The organism is Ruegeria haliotis, assembly GCF_013377785.1.
Taxonomy (GTDB): domain Bacteria; phylum Pseudomonadota; class Alphaproteobacteria; order Rhodobacterales; family Rhodobacteraceae; genus Ruegeria; species Ruegeria haliotis.
In genome coordinates this window covers 1-22695 of record NZ_JABXWT010000029.1, presented here as the reverse complement: position 1 = coordinate 22695, position 22695 = coordinate 1, and the positions used below count along the sequence as shown (strand labels likewise).

General features: G+C 56.1%; 19 protein-coding genes and 1 pseudogene. 3 read left to right on the top strand and 17 right to left on the bottom strand.

The features are described from left to right. Positions 1-122: 122 nt before the first annotated feature. Genes HW561_RS22340 through HW561_RS22320 form a run of 5 tightly spaced genes read right to left on the bottom strand, consistent with a single transcriptional unit; the run spans position 123 to position 7080 of the window. Entirely contained in the window at positions 123-2753 is a 2631-nt protein-coding gene (locus HW561_RS22340; protein WP_176867566.1) for a phosphoenolpyruvate carboxylase, read from the bottom strand. Next, positions 2753-3724: a 2-hydroxyacid dehydrogenase gene (locus HW561_RS22335; RefSeq protein ID WP_176867568.1), complete on the bottom strand. Its 972-nt coding sequence runs from the start codon at positions 3722-3724 to the stop codon at positions 2753-2755. The genes HW561_RS22340 and HW561_RS22335 overlap by 1 nt, the downstream gene beginning before the upstream one ends. After that, a complete protein-coding gene (gene sucD / locus HW561_RS22330) occupies positions 3724-4614 on the bottom strand; it encodes a succinate--CoA ligase subunit alpha (protein WP_176867565.1) in 891 nt (296 codons plus the stop codon). Before sucD ends, HW561_RS22335 begins: the two co-directional genes overlap by 1 nt. After that, positions 4614-5810, bottom strand: coding sequence for a malate--CoA ligase subunit beta (locus HW561_RS22325; protein ID WP_176867564.1), 1197 nt, complete (start codon positions 5808-5810; stop codon positions 4614-4616). The genes sucD and HW561_RS22325 overlap by 1 nt, the downstream gene beginning before the upstream one ends. Before the next feature lie 28 nt (positions 5811-5838). After that, positions 5839-7080, bottom strand: a complete 1242-nt coding sequence (locus tag HW561_RS22320; protein WP_176867563.1) for an alanine--glyoxylate aminotransferase family protein — start codon at positions 7078-7080, stop codon at positions 5839-5841. A 219-nt stretch (positions 7081-7299) separates the two neighbouring features. Here HW561_RS22320 and HW561_RS22315 point away from each other — a divergent pair, with 219 nt between their 5' ends. Continuing rightward, positions 7300-7929 carry a response regulator transcription factor gene (locus tag HW561_RS22315; protein WP_235963036.1) on the top strand — a complete coding sequence of 210 codons (630 nt, stop codon included), beginning with the start codon at positions 7300-7302 and terminating at the stop codon, positions 7927-7929. Positions 7930-8096: 167 nt separating this feature from the next. On the opposite strand, the pseudogene HW561_RS22310 reads toward HW561_RS22315, so the two are convergent. The 5 genes and pseudogenes from HW561_RS22310 to HW561_RS22290 all read right to left on the bottom strand — a co-directional run. Next, positions 8097-8597, bottom strand: a pseudogene (locus HW561_RS22310) (IS5/IS1182 family transposase); the annotation flags it as partial. A gap of 390 nt (positions 8598-8987) precedes the next feature. After that, positions 8988-9227 (bottom strand): hypothetical protein, encoded by a 240-nt coding sequence (locus tag HW561_RS22305; RefSeq protein ID WP_176867561.1) that lies wholly within the window; start codon positions 9225-9227, stop codon positions 8988-8990. Positions 9228-9870: 643 nt separating this feature from the next. Continuing rightward, complete coding sequence (locus HW561_RS22300; protein ID WP_176867560.1) at positions 9871-11826, bottom strand: bifunctional 2',3'-cyclic-nucleotide 2'-phosphodiesterase/3'-nucleotidase; 1956 nt, start codon at positions 11824-11826, stop codon at positions 9871-9873. Positions 11827-12364: 538 nt separating this feature from the next. Then, complete coding sequence (locus tag HW561_RS22295; protein WP_176867559.1) at positions 12365-12889, bottom strand: redoxin domain-containing protein; 525 nt, start codon at positions 12887-12889, stop codon at positions 12365-12367. Between the two features lie 56 nt (positions 12890-12945). Continuing rightward, on the bottom strand, positions 12946-13710 hold the full coding sequence (locus tag HW561_RS22290) for a hypothetical protein (RefSeq protein WP_176867558.1): 765 nt from the start codon (positions 13708-13710) through the stop codon (positions 12946-12948). An 87-nt stretch (positions 13711-13797) separates the two neighbouring features. On the opposite strand from HW561_RS22290, the gene HW561_RS22285 reads away from it, so the two are divergent. Continuing rightward, positions 13798-14340, top strand: a complete 543-nt coding sequence (locus HW561_RS22285) for a MarR family winged helix-turn-helix transcriptional regulator (RefSeq protein ID WP_176867557.1) — start codon at positions 13798-13800, stop codon at positions 14338-14340. 447 nt (positions 14341-14787) lie between these two features. Here the strand turns inward: HW561_RS22285 and HW561_RS22280 are convergent, their stop codons facing one another. Genes HW561_RS22280 through HW561_RS22260 form a run of 5 tightly spaced genes read right to left on the bottom strand, consistent with a single transcriptional unit; the run spans position 14788 to position 20288 of the window. After that, positions 14788-16647, bottom strand: coding sequence for an alpha/beta fold hydrolase (locus tag HW561_RS22280; RefSeq protein WP_176867556.1), 1860 nt, complete (start codon positions 16645-16647; stop codon positions 14788-14790). A gap of 4 nt (positions 16648-16651) precedes the next feature. Beyond that, a complete protein-coding gene (locus HW561_RS22275; RefSeq protein ID WP_176867555.1) occupies positions 16652-17539 on the bottom strand; it encodes a branched-chain amino acid ABC transporter permease in 888 nt (295 codons plus the stop codon). After that, a complete protein-coding gene (locus tag HW561_RS22270; RefSeq protein WP_176867554.1) occupies positions 17539-18324 on the bottom strand; it encodes an ABC transporter ATP-binding protein in 786 nt (261 codons plus the stop codon). Before HW561_RS22270 ends, HW561_RS22275 begins: the two co-directional genes overlap by 1 nt. Then, on the bottom strand, positions 18321-19049 hold the full coding sequence (locus HW561_RS22265) for an ABC transporter ATP-binding protein (RefSeq protein WP_176867553.1): 729 nt from the start codon (positions 19047-19049) through the stop codon (positions 18321-18323). Before HW561_RS22265 ends, HW561_RS22270 begins: the two co-directional genes overlap by 4 nt. 6 nt (positions 19050-19055) lie before the next feature. After that, a complete protein-coding gene (locus HW561_RS22260; RefSeq protein WP_176867552.1) occupies positions 19056-20288 on the bottom strand; it encodes an ABC transporter substrate-binding protein in 1233 nt (410 codons plus the stop codon). Positions 20289-20445: 157 nt separating this feature from the next. Between HW561_RS22260 and HW561_RS22255 the strand changes: the two genes are divergently transcribed. After that, the gene (locus tag HW561_RS22255; protein ID WP_176867551.1) at positions 20446-21177 is read left to right on the top strand and encodes a LuxR family transcriptional regulator; all 732 of its coding nucleotides are present in this window, start codon (positions 20446-20448) and stop codon (positions 21175-21177) included. Between the two features lie 195 nt (positions 21178-21372). Here HW561_RS22255 and HW561_RS22250 read toward each other — a convergent pair whose 3' ends face one another. Together HW561_RS22250 and HW561_RS22245 are read right to left on the bottom strand one after the other, a co-directional pair. Next, positions 21373-22053, bottom strand: coding sequence for an NAD-dependent epimerase/dehydratase family protein (locus HW561_RS22250; protein WP_176867550.1), 681 nt, complete (start codon positions 22051-22053; stop codon positions 21373-21375). Next, a complete protein-coding gene (locus HW561_RS22245; protein ID WP_176867549.1) occupies positions 22037-22516 on the bottom strand; it encodes an SRPBCC domain-containing protein in 480 nt (159 codons plus the stop codon). Before HW561_RS22245 ends, HW561_RS22250 begins: the two co-directional genes overlap by 17 nt. Positions 22517-22695 lie beyond the last annotated feature (179 nt).

Here is a 22695-nt window from a genome sequence, read left to right as displayed (position 1 = left end):
CGCTGACGGCCCAGCTCGGACGTGATCGAGCCAAATAGCTCAGGGTCACGATCAGAGAGGGACTGGGTGAAAAAACCTTGGATGCGTTGAGGGGCGTTCACTTGGAAACTCCTGATAGAGGGTCAGCCGGTCCAGCCAAGGCCAGCTGAGATTGCATTCATGGATTGCAGCAGCGAAACAGGAACCATCCCAGGCTGCGGTTCATTACGGAATTGGCGTAACAGTTCGACCTGCAATGCGTGAATGCGGGCCAATTCCGTGCGTTTACGCTCGAAGCGTTCACACAAGCGCGGAAAGCGCTGGCCAATTGCCTGACCACCGGTCAGAAACTTCACAGCGCTACAGGCATTGGCATATTCTGCCGTGATCGCCCGCGAGATGCTTTGCCGGGTATCGGCATCGCGCACCAGTTCAGCGTATTGCGCGGCGATTGCCATATCCGCCTGATAGAGCGATTTCTCCATTTCATCGACAGCAAGTCGGAACAAGCGGGAGTGTTGGAACAGATCTTGCAGCACCCCGTCGCCGCGCGCACCACGAAACTTGCGAAAGCTGACCATGGCGGCTCCGAACCCGTACCAGCCCGTGATCAGATGACGGTTCTGCGACCATGCAAAGACCCAGGGAATGGCGCGCAGATCGTCAAGGCTGGCCGCGCCAAATCGTCGGGCCGGGCGCGATCCGATTTTCAGGCGGGCCAGTTCCTCGACCGGGCTGGCCTGCTGAAAGTAGTCCAGAAATCCGGGCATCTGTAGCAGCGAGGCATAAGCCGTCTGTGACAGTTCGGATAAGGCATCCAACGCGTCATCAAACTCAGGCCGGACAGGGGTTTCACCGGGTATTGCGGTGTGGCGCAGCGTACTGGCCAGCAGCAATTCCAGATGTGCCGCCGCGGTGCCCCGGTTGGCATATTTGGCCGAAACGACCTCGCCCTGTTCGGTTACGCGCAACCGCCCGGCAATGGTTCCGCTAGGCTGTGCGGCGATGGCGCGGCCCGTGGGTGCGCCACCCCGGCTGACCGATCCGCCCCGGCCATGAAAGAACGCGGCGCGAAACCCCTGCGAGGCCAGCGCCGACACTATTCGACGCTGCGCCCGGTCCAATTCCCAGGTCGAGCAGAAATAGCCGCCATCTTTGCCGCTGTCGGAATAGCCAAGCATTACCTCGATCACGTTGCCACCGGTCTTAAGGCTGCGCCGGGCAAGCGGAACATTCAGGACATCCAGCAGGATCGAAGGGGCATTGCGCAGATCGGCAATGGTCTCAAACAGCGGCACCACGGAAATATCCAGTTTCTCGGACCCGAACCCGGCATAGCGAGCCAGAAGGTAGACCCCAAGAATGTCATCTGCAGATCGCGTCATCGACAGGATAAATGGCCCCACCGCTTTGGGATCCGGACCCGTACGGACAGCGTGAACGAGGGTCAGCAAAGCCAGCAATTCCTGCACCTGATCACTTAACCCGTCCCGTGTGTGGTATTGCAGGTTCTGATCCGCCAACTCGGTACGCAGGCGTGCGGACCATTCGGGTGTTCCATATTCAGGGGCTGGTCCGGAAAGAGACCAGATCTCGGCCAAGACACTGGTCGTGACGGTTGAGTTCTGGCGGATATCCAGCGTCGCCGTGCGGAACCCAAACACCGATGCGGCGTGGCGAAGAGGCCGGATATGCCGCCGCGATAAAATATCCGCACTGACGGCACAAAGCGCTGCGTCAAGCGCATCAAGGTCGCTCACAAACTGCGTGACATGGTCGTACCCTCCGACCGTCAATCTATGACGAATGGCGCTGAGAGCCTGACGGAACGGTTCATTCGGATTGCGGTCATTATCCGGCGCATGGTCGATGACCGCCTGCAACCGCGCCGCGTGCGGATCGGGCAAAGGCAGGATCAGGGCGCTGATGCTCAACCGACCTGCAGCCTGATCAAGAGCCTTAGAATACAAATCAAATACCGTCTCTTGCCCACGCTGCAAGGCCAAAGCCGTCATTTCAGTGGTCACATTCGGATTGCCATCCCGGTCGCCACCGATCCACGTGTGAAAACGAATATTGGGCGTCGCATTCATCGCTTGCCCCAGAGCGCACACACAGGCCTGATCGAACCGGTCCATGACCTGCGGCACAGCATCAAAGATCGCGTCCCGGAAAAACTGCAAACCCCACTCGATTTCGTCGCGTAGGCTGGGGCGCGACAAGCGCAGCTCTCCGGTCAGCCACAGCAGGTCGATCTCGCCTTCCAGGCCGTTCAGCAGCTCGGCACGTTCCGTCGGGGTCCAACGTTGAGTTTCGAGATTGACCAGACAGCGGTAAATCCGGCGGTGGATTTCCAGAACGGTGACACGTTTGGCTTCGGTCGGATGGGCCGTCAGAGTGGGGCCAACCGAAAGGTTGCTGGCCAGTTCTTCGGATAGCCCAACAGTTGGAGACAGGTCTGATAAGGCTTCGGCAAATCCACCTTCGACGGCTTCGGCCCCATTATTGGTTTCAGTCAGACGGCGGTTTCGCACATCTGCGTTTTCATCGATGATGCGCAAAAGCTGAAACCAGATCGACAGAGCCTGCAGATAAGGCGTTGCGGCTAGGCCAACCGGGACAGGTGTCAGAGGGGCGGTATCTGCCCAGATCGCCACATGGGGTGCGCGTTTCACCAGGATGTTTTTCCACGATGCCCGCAATTCGCCCCGCAGCCCTTCGGCATAGGCCGAAAGGTCGCATGCAGGCTGTGTATCGAGGGTTTGTGGTTGCATCAGATCACCTTGTCGCGCGGCGTTTGGCCGGCAAAAAAGTCGCGCAGGTTTTCCAGCACGCGAAAGCCCATGGCCTCGCGCGCTTCGCGGGTCGCGCTGCCGAGATGGGGCAACATCACCAGATTGTCGCATTGCAGCAGGTCCGGGCTGATCCGGGGTTCTCCATCGAACACGTCCAGCGCGGCGCCACCGATCACATCGAACATAAGCGCCTGAATCAGGGCAAACTCGTCAATCACCTCGCCGCGTGCTGTGTTGATCAGAAAGGCACCCGGTTTCATCAGGTCCAGACGGCGCGAGTTTATCAGATGCCGGTTTGCCGCCCCACCCGGGCAATGCAGCGAGACAAAGTCACACTGTGGCAGCATCTCATCCACCGTATCCACCTGAGTGGCATTGAAATGCTTCAGAACATCAGACGACAGGCGGCTGCGGTTCTGCACCAGGATATTCATGCCAAACCCGTGATGGGCACGGCGGGCCATTTCCTGGCCAATGCGACCAAACCCAATGATGCCCAAGGTCTTGCCACTGACCTTGGTGCCGACCAGATGGGTTGGCCGCCAACCGGACCAGCCCCCGGCGCGCAGTTCACGCTCACCTTCGCCAGCGCGGCGGGCAACCATCAGCAGCAGCGTCATCGCTAGGTCAGCGGTGCATTCTGACAGCACATCCGGTGTGTTGGTCACCGTCATTCCCAGATTACGCGCCGCCGGTTCGCAGATATGGCTGTACCCGACACCATAATTGGCAAGGATTTTTGTCTGGGCCCTGGGCACATCCAGCGCCTCGGCATTCAGCGTGTCGGTAACTGTGGGCAAGACCGCGTCATAACGTTTCAGCGCCTCGCGGATTTCAGCCGGGGACATGGGTTTGTCCCCCGTGTTGAGAACGGCGTCATAGTTCTCGGCCAACTGCGCCTCGACGGCAGCGGGCCAGCGACGGGTGACCAGAACCGAAGGCTTAACCATCACGCAGCCTTTCCCATCACTCTGGCGATTGTCTCGCCAATCACTGCCGGATTTTCGGCAACGGTCACGCCCGCTGCAGACAGGATTTCGACCTTTTCTGACGCACTTTCACCAAAGGCTGAGATGATCGCGCCCGCATGGCCCATTGTCCGACCCTTGGGGGCGGTCAGACCCGCAACATAGGCAATGACCGGCTTGGTGATGTGATCGCGAATGTACTCCGCCGCCTCGGCTTCTTGCGGGCCACCGATCTCGCCGATCATGGCGATCACTTCGGTATCTTCATCCCATTCAAAACGCTCAAGGATATCGCGGAACGATGACCCGTTGATCGGGTCGCCGCCGATGCCGACGCTGGTCGACACACCGATGCCACGCTCTTTCAGCTGCGCCGCCGCCTCGTAACCGAGCGTACCGGATCGACCGATAATGCCGACATTGCCAGGCAGATAGATGTGACCGGGCATGATCCCCAGCAAGGCCTTGCCGGGGCTGATGGTGCCAGCGCAGTTCGGACCGGTCAGCACCATCCGCTTTTCCTTGGGATAGCGGTACATGTAGCGTTTCACACGGATCATATCCTGCGCCGGGATACCGTCGGTGATGCAAACGCAATAGCGGATCCCCGCATCCGCGGCCTCCATGATAGAATCTGCCGCAAACGGGGGTGGCACAAACACCAGGCTGGCATCCGCGCCGGTGGCCTCGACGGCCTGTTTGACGGTGTCAAAGACAGGCACACCTTCGACGGTTTCCCCGCCCTTGCCGGGGACGACGCCGCCCACGACATTGGTGCCGTATTCCAGCATGTCCTTGGTATGAAAACGCGCCATGCGTCCGGTGATACCCTGAACAATAACGCGGCTGTTGCGGTTCAGAAGAATGCTCATTAGACGGCCCTCATTTTGGTGTTTTGGGTCAAGTCGTTCTGCCAGGCACCTACGGCGCGTTCCGCAGCTTCCATCAGGGTGGTGGCGCGGATGATCGGCAGGCCGGATTTGGCAAGTATCTTCTGACCTTCCTCGACATTGGTGCCCGCCAAACGCACGATGACCGGAATATCGAGCTCCAGCTCACGAAGCGCTTGCACGACGCCTTCGGCCACCCAGTCGCAACGGTTGATGCCAGCGAAGATGTTGACCAGCACTGCCTGTACGTTCTTGTCCGACAGGACCAGACGGAATGCCTTGGCCACGCGTTCTGGCGAGGCACCGCCGCCAATGTCCAGAAAGTTCGCCGGCTCGCCACCGGCCAGCTTGATCGTGTCCATCGTGGCCATGGCCAGACCGGCGCCGTTCACAATACAGCCGATATTACCGTCAAGGCCGACATAAGACAGGCCACGATCAGCCGCGCGGCTTTCGCGCGGGTCCTCCTGGCTCTTGTCTCGCAGTTCTGAGATTTGCGGATGACGGAACAAAGCGTTGTCGTCAAAGCTCATTTTGGCGTCCAACGCCAACACACGATCATCGCCGGTGATGACCAGTGGATTGATTTCCACCATGGTCGCATCCAGTTCGCTAAAGGCAGCATAGCAACCTTGAAGAGTGCGTACCATTTGCTGAACCAAACGGGGTTCAATCCCCAGATTGAATGCGATCTCGCGCGCCTGGAACTCTTGCAAACCTACAGCAGGTTCCACGATGGAACGCACGATGCTGTCGGGACGCTCGGCTGAGATTTCCTCGATCTCCATGCCACCTTCTGACGAGGCGACGATCATCACCCTCTGGCTGGAGCGGTCCAGAACAAAACCCAGATAAATCTCACGATCAATTGGCACAGCGGATTCAACGTACACGCGATAGATGCCCTTGCCCTCGGGGCCGGTCTGGTGTGTGACCAGCTTGCGGCCGAACATCTCGTCACAGGCCTCGTGAATTTCGCTTTCCGAGTTACACAGCTTCACACCCCCGGCCTTGCCACGGCCACCTGCGTGGACCTGAGCTTTCACGATCCACTTGTCGCCGCCCAACTCACGCGCACGGTATGCCGCCTGTTCGGGGCTATAAGCCAGCGCACCGGATGGTACGGCGACACCAAAATTCGAAAGAACCTCTTTCGCCTGATACTCATGAATATCCATCTGCATTCCTCCCGTTTAGGCAGCGCGATTACGCGGCGATCGATGTGCCGTAGCGGCTTTCGAGCAGCGCTTCGATTTCTTCAAAATCGACCTGACCGCCCATCTCTCTCATGGCTTCTGCAAAGAGGCGCACGATCCGGCTGATAGCTTGGCGGTTGAGTTGATTGAGGATTCCGATCCGGATTTGTACCGGTGCGCTAAGCGTCGGCCAGATGCCAAACCCGCGAGCCCGGCAGTTCTGGACCAACTCCATTTCGCGACCCGCCAAGTCAGCCGGCAGGTTCAGTACCACCAGGCTGGACATGTCAGAGGTCACATTGCATCCCAAGACAGTTACCGCATCGCGCAGGACCTTTTCATGTGTCCGATAAGAAGCTGACCGCTTTGCCAACCCGTCTTGTAGAGTCAAGCGGAGGGATTCATGAAAGGCAGCAACGGCATAACCCGAGTGGGTTCGATGATATGTGCCCTTCTCCACATCCTGACCATCGATGACCCCCCAATGGCGGGCTTCAAAGATCGGGTTGTGGACGTAGGTATAGGCCCCTGAGGTTTTAAGTGAGCCGATATAGCCATCGGTAAAACTCACGGGCGCATATGTCAGCGGCAGGCAGCATAACCCTTTTTGCGGGCAGGATGCCCAGCCTGCAATTCCGGGATAGTCATCGATCTGAAAGTTTTCGACACCCAGTGATGAAACCGCGTCAATCAAACCCATCACATTGTGGCGGACGCAGGCATCCGAGAATCCGCGTAGATCATTGATGCGGCCGGACCCGGTTTCCCAATGTGCCATGAAGGCCCATTTCGGCTTGTGTTCCGCCAGAGCGGTTTCGGCCATTTCGCCGGTTACCGGCTGACCGTGTGGAACGTCAATCACCGTGACGCTGGTTGCCTGAGGGTCCAGAGGGTTGGCTGCATGTTCATCTGGTGTCGCTGCTTTAATCCGCAGTGTCAAAGCGTCGATGCCGGAAAAGGTGCCATTATTGAAGGCGACCACCTTGTCTCCAGGCATGACTGCGGAAAACATCGTGTCCAAACCGCTCCAACCGGTGCCCGCAACAGCAAAGGTATAGGTGTTTGATGTCCCCCAAACCTCGCGCAGCATGTATTTGCACTCGATCATCCCACGCAGAATGTCACCCTGCATGTGATCGGCCACACCCGCGCTGGAAAATGCTTGCAGCACCCGGGGATCAGTGTTGCCCGGGCCCGGGCCAGCAGCGAGGGTCTCGGGGATTTCGAGAGCGGGATATATTTGGCAAGTCATTAGCGATCCTCCTCAAGCGTCGGGATGGCTGACCACGCCCGAATACCGCGTTGGTGTTCAGGAAAGCGCTGCTTGCATCCTTACGCAACGTAACTTACTACTGCTTTAGGACATCTATTTGGGTAGGTAATTTACCACCCTCTTTGGCAAGAATACGAAGGTATACTAAAAATACTCCTATCCTTATAGGTAGTTTTTGGAAATTTGGGCGTAAAATCAATGACAGAACCTTCACCGCATCCGATTGACGTAATGCTTGCCGACAACAACCCGTTGGTGCTGTCGGCAATGTCAGAAATATTTGAACGCGATCCGCGATTCTCTCTGGTTGCCACATCGGCAACGGCAGAAGGGTTTCTGGGTGCAGTTATGAGAGTCCCGGTTCACGTCTGTGTGGTCGCCTGGAATATTCCGGTTCTGGGTGCCGCCAAACTGATTGAAGTTCTTCGCGAACAAGATAACGCGCCTCGCTTTGTCGTTTACGGTGACGTAACCGGTGATGTTCCGCGCCTGGCGATGCAGGCTGGTGCTGCCGGATTCGCGCCCCGCTCTGGCGAAGTCGAAGGCCTGCTCGAAACATGTGCAGACGTCGCGGATGGCAAGATGGTGTTTCCATTCATCGACGTCCGAAAGATGCAGCAAGATCCGATCCACAACCTGTCGCGCAAAGAGCGCGAAATCCTTGAGGCATTGGCCAAAGGGCTATCAAACCGTGAATTATCGAAAGACCTGCAGATTTCGACCAACACAGTCAAATTCCACCTCTCCAATATCTACGAAAAACTCACGGTAAAAAACAGAGCACAGGCAATCGCGTATTTTTATTCGTCCAGGATGGCCTCGGAATAGTAGAAACTCTGAGTTGAAGTGCTTTCGGCTGTGCCGCAAGCGTCCGGACTTGATTGGCAATAATTACGATAGTGGACACTATTTCCCAAGCAATCGGTCGAGTAAATGTTCACAGTGATTTTGTTCAAAGGCCGTCATTTCCCAAAGCACTTCACTCTTCTCAAAATCTACTTTTGCTTGCGCCACTTGGTGTTCCGACCAGGGTCAGGCGCCATTGCCGATAGATGGCAGTTGCGGAGAAGAAGACTGGGGCATCTGTCGTATCGCGTCGCGACGCGCCGTCAATCTTTCAAGCCCCCAAACATGATTTCGGTGCGATTGCGGCGCTTGTCATACTTAATGGTCGCCTTGCGCTGCTTGCAACCGGGGATACAGAAACTTACCACTCTGTCTTTCAACGCTTCTTGGAGCCAATCAGCGTCATAGCCACAACCTCCGAGCAGCCATTCTAGGTTTGGCACACCACTCAACAGGGCTCTGGCCTTGATGTGGTCGCTGACCTGGTCGGCGGTCACAAACAGATTGAGCGGGTGACACTGGCTGTCGCACATCGCATGCAGTTCGGCGTTCTTACCGCCTTTCGTCCGACCGATCAGGAGTCCACGCCCACCTTCTTGATTATCCATACTGGTCGCTGCTCGGAGGGCCATCAGATAGGTTGCACCCACGGCCCGGCAGTTGATTGCAAAGCAATCAATGAGAGTGGATCACCACCGTTTTTTCTTCGCCGTACACCGCCGCCGGACAGTCCGTCATCTGAGCTAAGATAAACCCAGGTAAATGCAGCGCTGCATCCGTGATCCACATGGAGCCCGCTCCGCAAGTTCGTGAAGCAACATTTTAACGGCATCCGTCAAAAAAATTGACGAGAATTGCAATCACAGTCAGGCACGCCCGGCGCAAACTTTCACGGATGTCCGGAAAGTGAGCTACTCCGCCGCCACCAATCGCTCGGCGACCCAGGGTAAAATGATGTTCTCCAAGCGCTCTCTGATGTGTTGGCGATGATCTCCGGCATACACGTCTAAACGGTGAGGGACGCGTTTGGCGCCAAGTTGCTACGACAATTCAAGCGTTCCAATCGGAATATGCAAGAATTGATTTCCAAGATCCACGCCCATGGCCAGCCCTTTCAAGCGGCGAAGGTTGCCGCGGGCCGCATGCACTTGCCGGACGGGTAACTCATCAAGAAAGCGGTCAAAAGTCGCATCTTCGAGAACGATCTCTCCTCGCACAATTTCAAATGGAAAGTCTCCATAAATGGGCGCAGCATCAACATCAGGGCTGATGGCAGTCACAATTCCAAGGGCCGCGATTGGGTAAAAATCGCGACTGTCTATCAGATCTTGCAGATCCTCTGGCCCAGTGATTGCCGCGGCGTGGGGACCGGTACTTCGATTTCAACAATACTCCCAAGGGTTTCCACACTGGATTGAGCGAGAGACTGCTCAGAGCTGGAGAATGTGTGGCGCATCCCAGGGTCCAGTATGGCAACCTCAGCATAGGCACATTCTCCATGTAAATGAAGTTTACATCTAAGCGCCAGAAGGCACTCTCGCAAGTGACCTACCATTGATCATACAAATCAAGTTACTGCTTTGTGGCGCCATCCAAATCCTCAGCAGCCGTTAGGTCGTCCAGACGCGGCAAATAAGGAGTTTTATAAACAGGCTCTGGCTGATGATGGGGCAAGGCAGATATGCCCAACAGAATATAAACGTCCGGTTTTGTCTGTGTCGGGTGAATTCATGGTTTCTGTTTTGCTGCATCGCTGCTTCACCAGAGCGGACGTTCATACGCAGCGAGGCGTTTCGCGACACTCAGTTCGGCCTTTTCTAGGTTACAATAAGTTGGGCAACTTTAACCGGTAGCTTCATACCCAACCATTCTTACTTTGGCTCTACAATGAGCTAAGCCGTAGTTCACAAACCCTCCAGACCATCAAAGAGAGATACGGAAGCGGGCAAAACCGTCGGGACCGTCACCAGCGGGCTCAATATCGACGTCAACCTGACCGAGATAAGCCTTGGCTGCAGGGCCCGTGTCAAACAGAACGGTCGTGCCTTCCATCGGCGCGAATGACCAGTTGCTGTCGGCACGCGGGCTGATTGTGCCTTTTTCTACGATATAGCGCACGATGACATCACGGTTGGTGTCCGGACCTTCAAACACAGTGGTTTCCGAGGAAGCACCGGGAAAACTGCCGCCGCCGCCGGCGCGATAATTGTTGGTCGCGATGATAAACTCCGCCGTCAAATCCAGCGGGGCTCCGTTATAGGTCAGATTGACGATACGGTTGGCGTTGGCATCCAAAAGCACGCCTTTGGGATCGTATTTTGAAGGCTGCGAAAGGTCGATCTGGTACTCGACACCATCGATCACATCAAAGTTGTAGCTCGGGAACGCGGGATTCAACAGTACCACATCCTGTGCGCCGGGCGCGACCTGATTGAAGATACCTGCGGAACGCTCCAGCCAATCCTTGACCTGTTGACCAGTGACGCGAACGGCACGCGCGGTGTTGGGATAGAGATACAGATCCGAGACGTTCTTGATCGCAACATCGCCTTTGGGCACATCCGTAAAATATTCCGGGCCACCACGACCCCCGGCCTTGAACGGCGCGGCTGCCGACAGGATCGGCAGGCCCTCATGCTCGGTTCCTTTCATCATCTGTTCGATGTACCAAAGCTGCGCGATCGACACGATTTGAACCGATGGATCATCCGCGACCAACGCAAAGTAGCTGTGCAACGGTGCATCGGTCTTGCCTACGGCGCGGCGCACATAAGTCAGCGTCTCGTCATGCTCGGCCTGCACGGAAGCCAGCACCGCCGGATCGCTTTCCACAAGGGCAGTGGTAGAACGATCCTCATTGCGCTTGGAAATGGGCCGCGCTTCGGACATCGCGGAGACAACCCGCCATTCATTGCCGTCCTTTTCGACCAACAGGTCAATCAGACCCATATGGCTGCCCCAGAAACCGCCCATCGTGGCCGGGGTGCCCATCAAGGTGCCCGCATCCACATCCGCGCCTGCAAATTCGGCGTAGTCGGGGGATGGGAACACCAAATGGCTGTGACCCGTTAAAATGGCATCCACGCCGTCCAGCCCGGCCAGCGGCACAGAGGCATTCTCCATTCCGTCAGATGCGTCGGCGGACCCGATGCCAGAATGCGATAGCACCACGATGATGTCTGCGCCCTGCTCTTTCATCTGCGGGATATAGGCCTTGGCGGTCTCGACAATGTCGCGGGCCTGCACCTTGCCTTCCAGATGACGGCGATCCCAATTCATGACCTGCGGCGGCACGAACCCGATCAGGCCGACCTTGATCGCATGCTCAGCGCCCGCGCCGTCCGTCACCCTGTGATCCAGAATGATAAAGGGCGGGACCAGCGTTTTGTCCTTGGTCGGATCCGACCCCATCTCCAACGCGACATTGGCGTTTACAACGGGGAAATTCGCCCCTGCCAGCGACTTCATCAGGAAATCAAGGCCATAGTTGAATTCGTGGTTACCCAATGTCGAAGCGTCAAACCCAAGCGTGTTCATCGCCTGGATCACCGGGTGCGTATCGCCGTCCTTCATGCCACGCTCATAGGCAATGTAGTCACCCATTGGGTTGCCCTGCAGAAAATCCCCATTGTCGATCAATAGCGAGTTAGACGCCTCATCACGAATGGCCTGAATCAACGACGCAGTGCGTGCCAGCCCAACCGTGTCGCGTGGCTTGTCGGCATAGTAATCATAGGGGAACACATGCACGTGCAGGTCAGTCGTTTCCATAATGCGCAGATGCGCCTGATTGGATGCAGCATTGGCCGAGAATGGATGCAGGGCGATGAAACCAGCAGTGCTTGCAATAAAACTGCGGCGATTGAGCGTGACGGACATAAGACGACTCCCCAAAAGTACATTCACTTTACGATATCACACACTGATATTCTTGCTATGCCAAGCCGCACGAGAAACGTCGATTGGCAAAAACCGCGAAGTACCGTGCGTGAGCAGTGTCGAAAATGCCAGTCTCTATTGCGGCATGAGTTGTGAACTGGTCAAAACGATGGTCACTGATGTTTACGCAGCCGGTCAAATCTAAAGAGCGTACATCAGTCGTTCAGGGCAAAACGCAAAAACCAGTTCGCTTCGAAACCATCAATGGTACGCGAAATTCGTTTCCGGGCTGGATGAGCCATTGATGTTGGGTTCCTACTATCTGTGGTCAAGGCGGATTCATGAGAGACCAAATACCTCCACCCGACAATATGTGCAGCTCGCTCGTGAGTGGTTAAAGTCCATAGGCTTGGAACCGATTTCCTTCGGCACTCACTCTATGCGCCGAACCATGGTTTCGCAGATTTGCAAGACTACAGGCGGATAAACCCGCCGCTCATCGGTGTAAGTTTTGTGTCCGCTCAAAACGTAGACTGGCTCAAATCATGCAACCTTCTGCGTTACATTCCGATCTGGCCCCCATCCCCTCAGCTTGGGTTTCGTTGGCTGCCCCTTCTGAAAGAAGCGTCGCGATTTCCGCGCCTAGCGCCAACTCAGACAAGTTTCCCAAATGGTGCGCGCGTAGTCTCCCTGCAGTGTCAAAAAGCAAGAGGCTTGGCGTGCCCCGCAATTGAAATGCTTCCATCGTTTTGGGTATGTTCCCTTTCCCAGCCTCGTCAACGCCGACCGGAAAGTCGATCTGATACTCGTGCAAAAACGCCTGTAATGAAACGGGGGTCATGGCGTTGTGGTGTTCGAAAACCGAATGTAGCCCCAAGACAGCCACCTTCTCTTGCGGGAAAGTTGTTGCGATCTTTTGCGCCAAAGGCAGCCCATGGCGGACACACCCCGGACACAACATCTGAAAGACCTCAAGAGCGATCACCTTTCCTGCGAGGCCCTTGAGGGAAATGTCGTTGGTTGTGTTGAACCATTGCGAAACCTGCAATTCCGGATGCGTCATCGTCGTCTCCTTTGCGAATTTGGGGAGGCCGCCAATTGGCAACCTCTGATACAGATTTAGTTCACGACGCCGGGCAAACTCAGATCGCCGGACGCAATATCGAAGACGTCCACCACGCAAAGAAGTGGCGAGTGGACATTGGCATTCACACGCAAAGCTGACGTCACACCGTCATAAGACATGCCGTCCAGTTCAACGCCACTTTTGAACCCAACGTTGATTGCAATCTCAGGCCCGTCAAAGAGTGGCGTAAAGCCGGGGCTGTCCAACAAGATAGGAAATCCAGGCCATGTTGCGGGAAGTTGCGGTGTCTCCCCTTCCGGGATGTCACGCACGGCCAATGCGCCCGGCCCACAGGTCTCGGTTGGGGTCAGAACAACCCAATGGCTATGCCACACAATGCCGTCATTGGCCGGGTCACCGTCGCCATTTTCGTCGTAGAGAGGGGTATCGTCGAAGTCCGGGTGGCTTGTGGCAGCAAGCGCCAGGATGCCGGTTTCCTGTTCGAAGCCCACGGCGGACGGATCAAGGGAAGTGGGCCAAACATAAGACAGGACACCCGCCCCGCCGACCGCGCCGGTTGCTTCCGGAACATCAGCCCCGGCCAAGCCATTGGTTGTCATGTGGAATGTGACGACGTTGCCATTGCGATGCGCGTGGGCCGCGAGAATGTCAAAGGAGGCTATTTTGGCAGAATCGGCGTCTGACAGAATAGCGCCGTCTTGATTGATGGCATGGGTATGTTTGTGGTCGTCGCCCGCGAGAACGGACGTGCCGAGAAGAACTAAGGCCGATGAAATTGCCAAGAGAGACTTGGTCATTGTCAATCCTTTCATGTGATGTCGATTCACTATTAGTAGCGACTCGAAACTATTGCAAGTATAATTTCGAGTCGCTATGATATACGCATGAAACCAGAAACACGTACGCGCGAACTTATCAGCAGATTGGCGAGGCTTGACGCCGCAGGTAGTTGGGAAGGGGATTTGAACCCGACACAACGGGCCGCATTAAACTACCTCGCCCACGCTAATCGGTTCTCGCGCAGCCCATCGCATGTTTCCTCATACCTTGGCACCACACGAGGAACGACATCGCAGTCTCTCAAATCCCTTCTGCTAAAGGGATATGTGGAAGAAAAGCGATCGACACAGGACAAGCGGGTCGTTCGCTATGATCTGACGAACAAAGGTTGGAACATCTCGCATTCGACCACACCCCTCGAGGATGTGTTGGCGTCCTTGGCCAAGGATGAAATCGCCGTTCTCCAGGATGCGCTTACGACCTCATTGCAGACTGCGTTGGCACAGAACGGCAATCAGGAGTTCGGGATCTGTCGCACCTGCATTCATCACAAACCCAGGATCAAAGGCGCATACTGCACATTGTTGGAGACGGAACTTTCGACCCCAGAAACTGACCAAATATGTGCGGAACAGGTACGGGCCTGACGCAACCGAATTTAACGGTTGGTATCAATGGGCTTTTCGTGGGCAGGCTCGAGATCGCTGGGAAGGACGCGCGCCTTCTGCGATTGGAAAGACTGCCGTGCAGGGGCCAACAGCCATCGATGAGTTCGGTTTTGCAGAGGATGCGCAGGCGGCCTTGGGCCATCACGGTGGCCATAACTGTTATTACAAATACGTTCGGCACTGCTTTCGAAACGTACTCGGCACTCGTTGTGAAGTCATACAGCCCCGCATAGCGTTGGCCAAAAGCGCGTAGACCTCAAATATCGCAGCGTTTCTGGCCAATGTGGTCTGACGAAGGAGATATTTGCCGCAATGCAAAATCGAGCAGCACGCGAGTTTGCACTTTGCGGGACTGTGTTGCCATTGTGATCATCAGCTCAGATACCCGCTTTGTGCGCTGCAACCTCTTCCAATGCTGCCTTGGCGCTACTCAACTGGAAGCGATTGGGCCGCTCTTATGAAACGCAGGAACTCCTGTGTGAAAGGCTTCGGGTCCTCCAGGAACGGCGCGTGTCCTGCGCCTTCTATCAGAATGGGGTGCGCCGAGAACGGCGTGCCAAATTCAGAACGCGCGCAATAGGTGTGATTGATAAAGGGATCGTTGGGCCCGTTGATCATCACAAAGGGGACATCTTTGCTCTGGATCACGCTGATCTGGCGTTGCCAGTCCGTTGTCTTGAGCTTGGCAAAAGCCTGTTCGCGCGCGTGACCGTCGGTACGCCAGACCGCCTGCCACAAAATGGGTTCGGCGTCTTTTTGCAACCCGATCGTATGCGTAGCGTATTGGCCCTTCTCATGAGGAGAATGGAACCGTTTGCCCGCAAGCTCCATATGTGGCGAGGGGATATAGCCTTTGGGCATGTCGTCGGGATAGGTGCGCACAGGCGATGTACCGCAGATCGCAAGCGCTGTAATCGGGTTGCCTGCGGCGACGTATTCAAGGGCGACATAGCCGCCAAGGGACCAGCCAAAAATAATGGGACGACCAAGCTTGAGGCGTTCCACGAGTTCGGCCACGATTTGCGCGTAGGCAGCCAGGTTATAGTCTTTGTCCGGGTCTGCGTTGGGCGAAACGCCATGCCCAGGCAGATCGAAGGCCACGCAGCGGAATTGATCGCGCAGCGCCTCGAGCTGGTGGCGGAACACTTCTTTGCAGGACGAATTGCCGTGAATAAAGATGATGGTCTGCGCGCCGCTATGAGTGTCGCAGACAGACACCGCGCCGTGACTAGTCTCTACCAGTTGATCGGTTGTGCCCATTGCGCGTGCGCGGGCCGGCGCGCCGGATTTACGGCGAAAGGTGGCAATCAGGTTGGTTTTTGCGCGGTCAAACCCGCTCCAGATTTCCTGCATGGCTGCATACAACCCGCCCGGGTACACAACCACGACACTGATGATCACCAAGGCAATGGCGATATTGCGCCAAGCGCCGTAATCGACCAGCAATTGCGACAGGCCAACCACCACAAAAGCCGCGATGAGCGAGCCCCAAATCGTCGCGACCCCACCCAACAGCAGCACCGACAGCGCGATGGTCAAAAAGCCAAGACCAAAGACATCTGGTGAGGCAACGCGCAGGTAGGCGCCATAAAATCCGCCCGCAAGCGCAGGGAAGATTGCGGACAGGCTGAGGGTAACAAGCCGGGTGCGGGCCTCGGACACGCCACGCGAGATGGCATAGTATTTGTTGTCCCGCAGGGCTTTGATCGCACGCCCGATGGAGGAGCGTTCAAGTTTGTACAGGAAGAATGTCGAAGCGGTCAGCAGCGCCAGCCCGAAGTAGTAGTAACCAAGCCGATTGTCTGAGGACAGTTTGTAACCCGCGATCTCGAGCCGAGGCAGCAAGACCATGCCGCTGGTCCCGCCGGTATAGGATGATTGACTGACAACGATTTGCTGTAACAATTGCGTCGCGGCAATGGTCACTAGGATCACATAGATCCCCTCCAGCCGCAGGATGGGAATTGCCAGCAAGACCGCGAAAGTCACGGCAAACAGAGGTGTGATCAGCAGCGACACCCATGGGTCCAGACCAATCACTTTGGCAAGGATAGCATAGGCGTAAAGCCCGATTGCAAAGAATCCCAGATGAGCGAAATTTACGATGCCCCCATAGCCCAACGACAGATCCCAGTTGGAGGCAAGTACTGCATAGATAAACACCAGGATCAGCGTATGGCGGGCATAGGTCTCGGTGATAACCAACGGCAAAAGTATCAGCGCGGCGAAGACAACGAGGACAGGCAATAGCCCATTGGTGCGCTGGAAAGGGGGTGCGTATTTCATGGGGCTATAGCGTCTTGGAGCGGTGGCCAAAAAGGCCTTCGGGTTTGATCAACAACACTGCAATCATCATTGCGAAGAGCAGTGCCGGACTCCAGTAGAGGCCGAGGAAATAGGCCGAGAAACTCTCTGCGATACCAACCACAAAGGCCGCATAAATCGGGCTGGTAAAACGCGCCACACCGCCCAAGATCACAACGATCAGCGATTTCATCAATGGATCCGCTCCGAAAGAAGGATTGATAAACCGCAACGAGCCAACAAAGATCCCCGCAAGGGCGGCCGTCGCCGCAGAAATGCCCAACGTGATGGCAAAAAGTCTGGGCACATCAAGCCCCATCAACTCTGCCGCTTCCCGGTTCTGCGCCGCTGCCCGCAGGGTCCGCCCCATTGTGGTGCGCCGCAGAAACAACGCCAAAGCGAACAGCGCAAGCAGGGCCACCGCAAGGATCACAAAGTCAAACGCATTGATGCTGGCCCCGAAAAAGTTGATGCGCGAGCCAATTGGCGGGGTGATTTGCTTGTCGCGCGGCCCCCAAGTCAACAGAACCCCGTTTTCGATGATTGACGCCGCCGCCAGAGTTGAGATGACGGCGAGCAGCACAACATTCTGATTGCGCTCAAAGGGTTTGATCAGCGCGAAATGCAGCACAAAACCAAGACAGAACATCACTGTAACAGACATCAGGACGGCGATCATGAATCCAAAGCCGCCCGCCACGGGTTGCGTGACCTGCCACGCGACATAAGCCCCCAGCGTAACAAAGGCCCCGTGCGCAAAATTGAAGACGCCCAATGTCGTCCACACCACTGCAAGTCCCGTTGCCATCAGGGCATAAAGCCCGCCCAGCAAGATGCCGGACATCAGGATGAACATGAACGTGTCGAATGCCATTAATGCGCCCCTCCGAACATCATTTCCATCAGTTGGGCGTGGTCGGGCATGTTTTCTGCCGGAATTTCGCGGGTGACTGTGCCGTGGTCAAACAGGATCAGGCGATCCACGAGACTGGTCAGAAACTCGACGTTCTGGTCGACAATGATCAGCGGTACACCGGTTTCGCGGATGTTCTGCACGGCCTGTGACAGCTCAATCCGCAGCTTGGGCGACAGCCCCAGTGTTGGTTCATCCAACATCAGCAAGCGCGGCATGGCCAGAAGCCCAACCGCGATACTCACCATTTGACGCTCTCCACCCGACAGGTAGCGCACCTTGGACTGCCAGCGTTCGCGCAATCGGGGAAAAAGATCGTGAATCTGGCGGCGCATTTGTCCAACACCGGGGCGGCCACGGGCGGCGCGTGGGGCAATATCCAGCACCTCTTCCACGGTCATTTCCGGGAACAACAGGTTGCCTTGCATCACATAGATCAGGCCTGCATCAACCACGTCGCGGGCCTTGATCCGGCGCTTGCGAAACAGATCGTAGTTCAAGTTGTGGGATACACGCGCCTGCATCGCGCCTTCAGCGTTCAGGCGATTGCCTTCAAAATAGATCCCGCCGTCCCAAGGGTCGAGCACGCCCGCAATGGTCTTGAGCAGGGTCGTCTTGCCATGGCCGTTGGGGCCGAAAAACCCCACGTGTTCGCCGGGTTTGATCGTCAGATTTACATCTCGGAACACTGACACGGGCGGGTAGCCGCCAGTCAGGCCGCGCAGTTCCAGTAGTGCCGCGGTCATGCCGCGCTCCCCAGATAGGCCTCAATCACGCGAGGGTCGCGGGTGACCTCGCCCGGGTGGCCTTGGGCAATAATCTCACCCTGTTCCATCACCAACATGCGTGTGGAAACCGTCATGAGCAGCGGCAGAACGTGCTCGATCAGCAGAATGGTCATCCCGTCCGCGTTCAGCGAAGTGATCGTGTCACGCACCCAGTCGACTTCATGTTCGACCAGTGAAGATGCGGGTTCATCCAGCATCAGGATTTTGGGGCGTTGCGCGACGGCTGTCGCCATCATCAGTTGCTTTTGATAAAAAACAGGCATAGAGGCGGCCTGCATATTGTGGAAATTGCGCGGAAATCCAACGCGTTCTGATGCCTCATCCGCCAGCCGTTCGGCTTCGCGTCCGCGCACGCCAAGGGTTTGTTCCAAGGCGACGAGAATGTTGTCGACGCAGGACATGGAGGCAAAGACAGCTTCGCGCTGAAACGTGCGAATGACTCCCATGCGCGCAATTGCCGTGTCTGAAAGACCGTGAATTGGCATGCCTTCAAACTGAACCGCACCGCTGGTCGCCCCAAAGGGGATGCGGCTGATCAGATTGAAAAGCGTCGATTTGCCAGACCCATTGGGACCGGCAATACCAAGGATCTCTCCCCGGTTCACAGTGAAAGACATGTTGTTGACGGCCTTGAGCGCACCAAACGCCTTGGTCAGGCCGTCAACTTTCAGGATCACCGCCATGCGACGTTACTTTGTCATCCACGGTGGGGTGACAAAGTCCCCACCTTTGAACTTCTCGGGACTGATCATCACGCCTGCACCGTCCTGAATCTGGAAGAATGTCACTGGCACAAAGTCGTCGCCATAGCGCGCCACGTGGGTGTCTGGATCAAACTCCAGATTGCCTGAAACGATGGGTCGCTTGGTTGCGCCAATGGCCTTGCCGATGGCGTCGTGGTCGGTGGGGTCGCCAACCTGCTCCAGCGCATCAAAGTAGATGGAAGTCTGCTCATAAAGGCCGGTGCCATATGCGCCAGAGGGGATATTGTACTCGGCCAGATACTTCTCTGACACCTCCTTGCCGCGCGGATGGGCATCGACGTTTAGGGTCGCGCCAATCGCATTATAGAGCACACCGTTTGAATTGGCCCCTGTCAGTTCGACAAACTCGGGCACCAGGGGGGCGTATTGCAGGAACAATACTGAATTGGTGGGATTTTCCTTGAACTGATTGGTAAAGAGCGCCGCATTCGAGGGGATGTAGTCGGTATTGATAATCACATCCGGTGCGTTTTCGCGAACCTTTGCAAGGATGGGTCGCCAATCCGAAACTGCGCCAAAGGGAACCAACTCATCCATGGTGATGGTCCAGCCTGCATCCGCAAAGGCAACTTTCATGCCTTCAGAGATCGTTTTGGAATATGGGTTATCGGATGAGATGATCGCGACAGTCTTGTTTTCCAACGGGAAATGGCCAGCGGCCGACAGGGCTTCAATCGTCGGCGTTACATCCGTCTCATAGCCTTTGAAATCGGCCGTGAAGGACCAGCAGCAATTGTAAGCGTCCGGATCTTCCGCGACGATCGCCGCAAACTGCGGGGACGGCCCCGATGGAATATAGGGCATATTGGCCTCGGCCATCAGCTCAGTCTCGAACATCGACAGGCTGGCGTACCCGGTCAGGATCACATGTACGCCGTCGGTGCCAATCAGACGCTCTGCTGCAGCGGACACGTTAGCGGCAGAGTGGTCCACCACATCGGCGGTTACGACTTCGAATGTGTGTCCGGCAACACCGCCATTGGCGTTGGCCTCTCCCACTGCCAACTCAACGCCGCGCACGAATTCTTCGCCATCGGACGCGGTGGGCCCGGTCAGCGGTGCAAGGATGCCAATTTTGACCAGATCGGCATAGGCCGTCGTGGTGGTTAGGATTGTCGCCAGCGCAAATGTTGAGGTCTTCGCAAAAAAGCTGTTCATGTGACCCTCCCAGGACAGTTAGAGTTTTGCACATCACGCTAAAGCGCACATTTTGCTCCGCCAATAGCAAAGGTTTGCTAGTTTGGCGCAACGCACCCCAGGCTTTGACAGGTATGAAGAAATCGCGCAGGTTCTTTTGGCAGGGGGAGAACGCAAGATGGATCTATGGGCTGCGCCCTCGGAATATGATGCGCAAGACGGTGCGGAGAAGATCACTCCACGCATGTGTTCCATGGTCGGCGATTTGGGACTGGAACATTTTTCCTTCATTGTCTTGAAAAGCGCGCAGGACGATCTGACACCGCTCGCCCACACTCTGTTCACCAGCTATCCGAAGGAATGGGTGGATCGTTATACGCGCCACAAATACTGGGACGTCGATCCGGTCACGGATTTAGGTCATCGCTCAATCCGGCCCTTCTTTTGGGGTCATGGCCCATTCCTGCGGGCGTTTGCCAAGAAACAACGCGTGGTATTCGACGAGGCCGACGCGTTTGACATCCGTTACGGCCTGACAATTCCGATCCGTGGCGCCCAGGGTGAGTTGTCCGTATTCACCGTCGTCTCATCGCGCAAAGCACATCTGGAAGAAGTCATGCAGGGGGCCACCGGCCGGGTCTATTCAGCTGCAGTCGACACCCACGAACTTGCGTTGAAAGAGCTGGCGAAACAAAGATGGAGAGCACAGAACGCGGTTGAACTGTCTGAACGCGAGAAGGAATGCCTGTCCTGGACCCTCGAGGGTAAAACCGCCGGAGAGATTGCCACCATTCTTGGCATTTCCACGTCTACCATAAACCAGCATGCCTCCAGTGCAGCTGGTAAACTTGGCAGCCTCAACAAGCATCACGCTGCGGTTCAGGCCTTGCGATTGAAGCTAATTCAATAGAGCCAGCGCTGATCTTCAGTGCACAATGACACGTGACCTATTTATCCTGTATTTGAAGCAATAGGAGTGGGACGCAACTCTGAACAACGCTCTTTGTGTTAGGCAATAGAAAGAGATCGCGTTGTTCGATGGCATCTAGAACATGTTGGGGTGCGGTTCTTGAGATATGCTGCTTGATGCCGATGACCTTACTACTTAGCCAAGCACGGCTCGCAGTTCCCCATTCTCTAACACCGCAGATTGCCGCGGATCACCAGTTGCTGTCTTCAACATTGAAATTGCCAATTCGTTGTATGTGACACCAATCGATGGCACAAGTCTCTGCAATGGCACCAAAAGATGGTCAGCCATCTTCCAGCCGTCTCGTGATCCAGTGGGTGCGATGTAGTCTGGCCAAAAGGCGAATTTCCGAGCGATGGTTGATGCGAACAACTCCGTCTCGGCCTTCCCCTTGATCTTCAGCGCGAACGACGGGCCGCCCCTGTCGGGGCGAGCGCCCTGCGCCGAAAACAGGCAGAACGTCATCGACGACGAAGCCGTCTCGCAGGCATGTAAAAGCGCCTCAAGCCAATTAACGGTTATCTCTTCATAGGCCTCACGGCTGACGCAATTGGAATAGGTGGCGAGACAATGGGAAACGGTGTCGATGCCCGCGACATGCGGTGTGACTGCTTCCGCATCGCCAAACTCCGAAAATGCGACTTCGGTCAGCTTGCTATGTTTGTACCCAGAGGGTCTCCTGCTCAACGAAAGGATCGCGGAAGCGCTGTCTGCGTTGCGCAATGCGGAAAGCACTGATGAGCCGACCATGCCTGTGCCGCCGGTCAACAGGACACGCCCCAGGGGTCTGCGACCTTGTTCAGCTTGCACGGGCACGGCGTTCTGCTTCGGCTTTCAAACCGCGATTGAACGCCTGATATCCGTCCCTGTACATCCTTGCCAATCGGTCGCCCATCAACCAGGTAAGCCCACCCATGATCTCGTCAGTGTGGATGAACCGGGTTTTCCCCTCCGCGACAGGTTCCGCTTTGAAGTGATGGTTGTCTCGGATGCCGCCCGGCCCCTTCTCGGCCCAATAAAATTCCTCTCCGTCTGCAACCGTGATTTTGTGATCAATTATTGTCAGCTTCTCTTTCGTCGGGTCGACTTGAAACACCGTTGTTATTTGTGCGCCGTCGGATATCTCGCCCTTGATATCCACCAGAAATGCCGCCCAATTGCTGTAGTTGCCGGTATCGGTCAACACGGACCAGACCACATCCGGTGCGGCGTCGATGATGATGTCAGTGTGAATTTTGTGATGAGCCTGACTGACTTTTTCGGTCGTTGCGGAGTCCATACAATGTCCTTACTGAATTCTGCGTTGGTGTTGATTGTGGTTACCGGAGCCCGGCCACTCAGGCGGCGACAACTGTAATTCTCCCAAAATGTTCGCGCATCCGCGGTGCTAGGTGTTTGATCCCAAGGTTTGATGGTGCGATCCATTCGTTGAAATGGAAGGAAGCATTATGGGACAAG

Bases quoted from the DNA above. Each gene is read 5' to 3' on its own strand.
- HW561_RS22340 (WP_176867566.1), bottom strand. From the start codon at position 2,753: ATGCAACCACAAACCCTCGATACACAGCCTGCATGCGACCTTTCGGCC.
- HW561_RS22335 (WP_176867568.1), bottom strand. From the start codon at position 3,724: ATGGTTAAGCCTTCGGTTCTGGTCACCCGTCGCTGGCCCGCTGCCGTC.
- sucD (WP_176867565.1), bottom strand. From the start codon at position 4,614: ATGAGCATTCTTCTGAACCGCAACAGCCGCGTTATTGTTCAGGGTATC.
- HW561_RS22325 (WP_176867564.1), bottom strand. From the start codon at position 5,810: ATGGATATTCATGAGTATCAGGCGAAAGAGGTTCTTTCGAATTTTGGT.
- HW561_RS22320 (WP_176867563.1), bottom strand. From the start codon at position 7,080: ATGACTTGCCAAATATATCCCGCTCTCGAAATCCCCGAGACCCTCGCT.
- HW561_RS22315 (WP_235963036.1), top strand. From the start codon at position 7,300: ATGACAGAACCTTCACCGCATCCGATTGACGTAATGCTTGCCGACAAC.
- HW561_RS22300 (WP_176867560.1), bottom strand. From the start codon at position 11,826: ATGTCCGTCACGCTCAATCGCCGCAGTTTTATTGCAAGCACTGCTGGT.
- HW561_RS22295 (WP_176867559.1), bottom strand. From the start codon at position 12,889: ATGACGCATCCGGAATTGCAGGTTTCGCAATGGTTCAACACAACCAAC.
- HW561_RS22290 (WP_176867558.1), bottom strand. From the start codon at position 13,710: ATGACCAAGTCTCTCTTGGCAATTTCATCGGCCTTAGTTCTTCTCGGC.
- HW561_RS22285 (WP_176867557.1), top strand. From the start codon at position 13,798: ATGAAACCAGAAACACGTACGCGCGAACTTATCAGCAGATTGGCGAGG.
- HW561_RS22280 (WP_176867556.1), bottom strand. From the start codon at position 16,647: ATGAAATACGCACCCCCTTTCCAGCGCACCAATGGGCTATTGCCTGTC.
- HW561_RS22275 (WP_176867555.1), bottom strand. From the start codon at position 17,539: ATGGCATTCGACACGTTCATGTTCATCCTGATGTCCGGCATCTTGCTG.
- HW561_RS22270 (WP_176867554.1), bottom strand. From the start codon at position 18,324: ATGACCGCGGCACTACTGGAACTGCGCGGCCTGACTGGCGGCTACCCG.
- HW561_RS22265 (WP_176867553.1), bottom strand. From the start codon at position 19,049: ATGGCGGTGATCCTGAAAGTTGACGGCCTGACCAAGGCGTTTGGTGCG.
- HW561_RS22260 (WP_176867552.1), bottom strand. From the start codon at position 20,288: ATGAACAGCTTTTTTGCGAAGACCTCAACATTTGCGCTGGCGACAATC.
- HW561_RS22255 (WP_176867551.1), top strand. From the start codon at position 20,446: ATGGATCTATGGGCTGCGCCCTCGGAATATGATGCGCAAGACGGTGCG.
- HW561_RS22245 (WP_176867549.1), bottom strand. From the start codon at position 22,516: ATGGACTCCGCAACGACCGAAAAAGTCAGTCAGGCTCATCACAAAATT.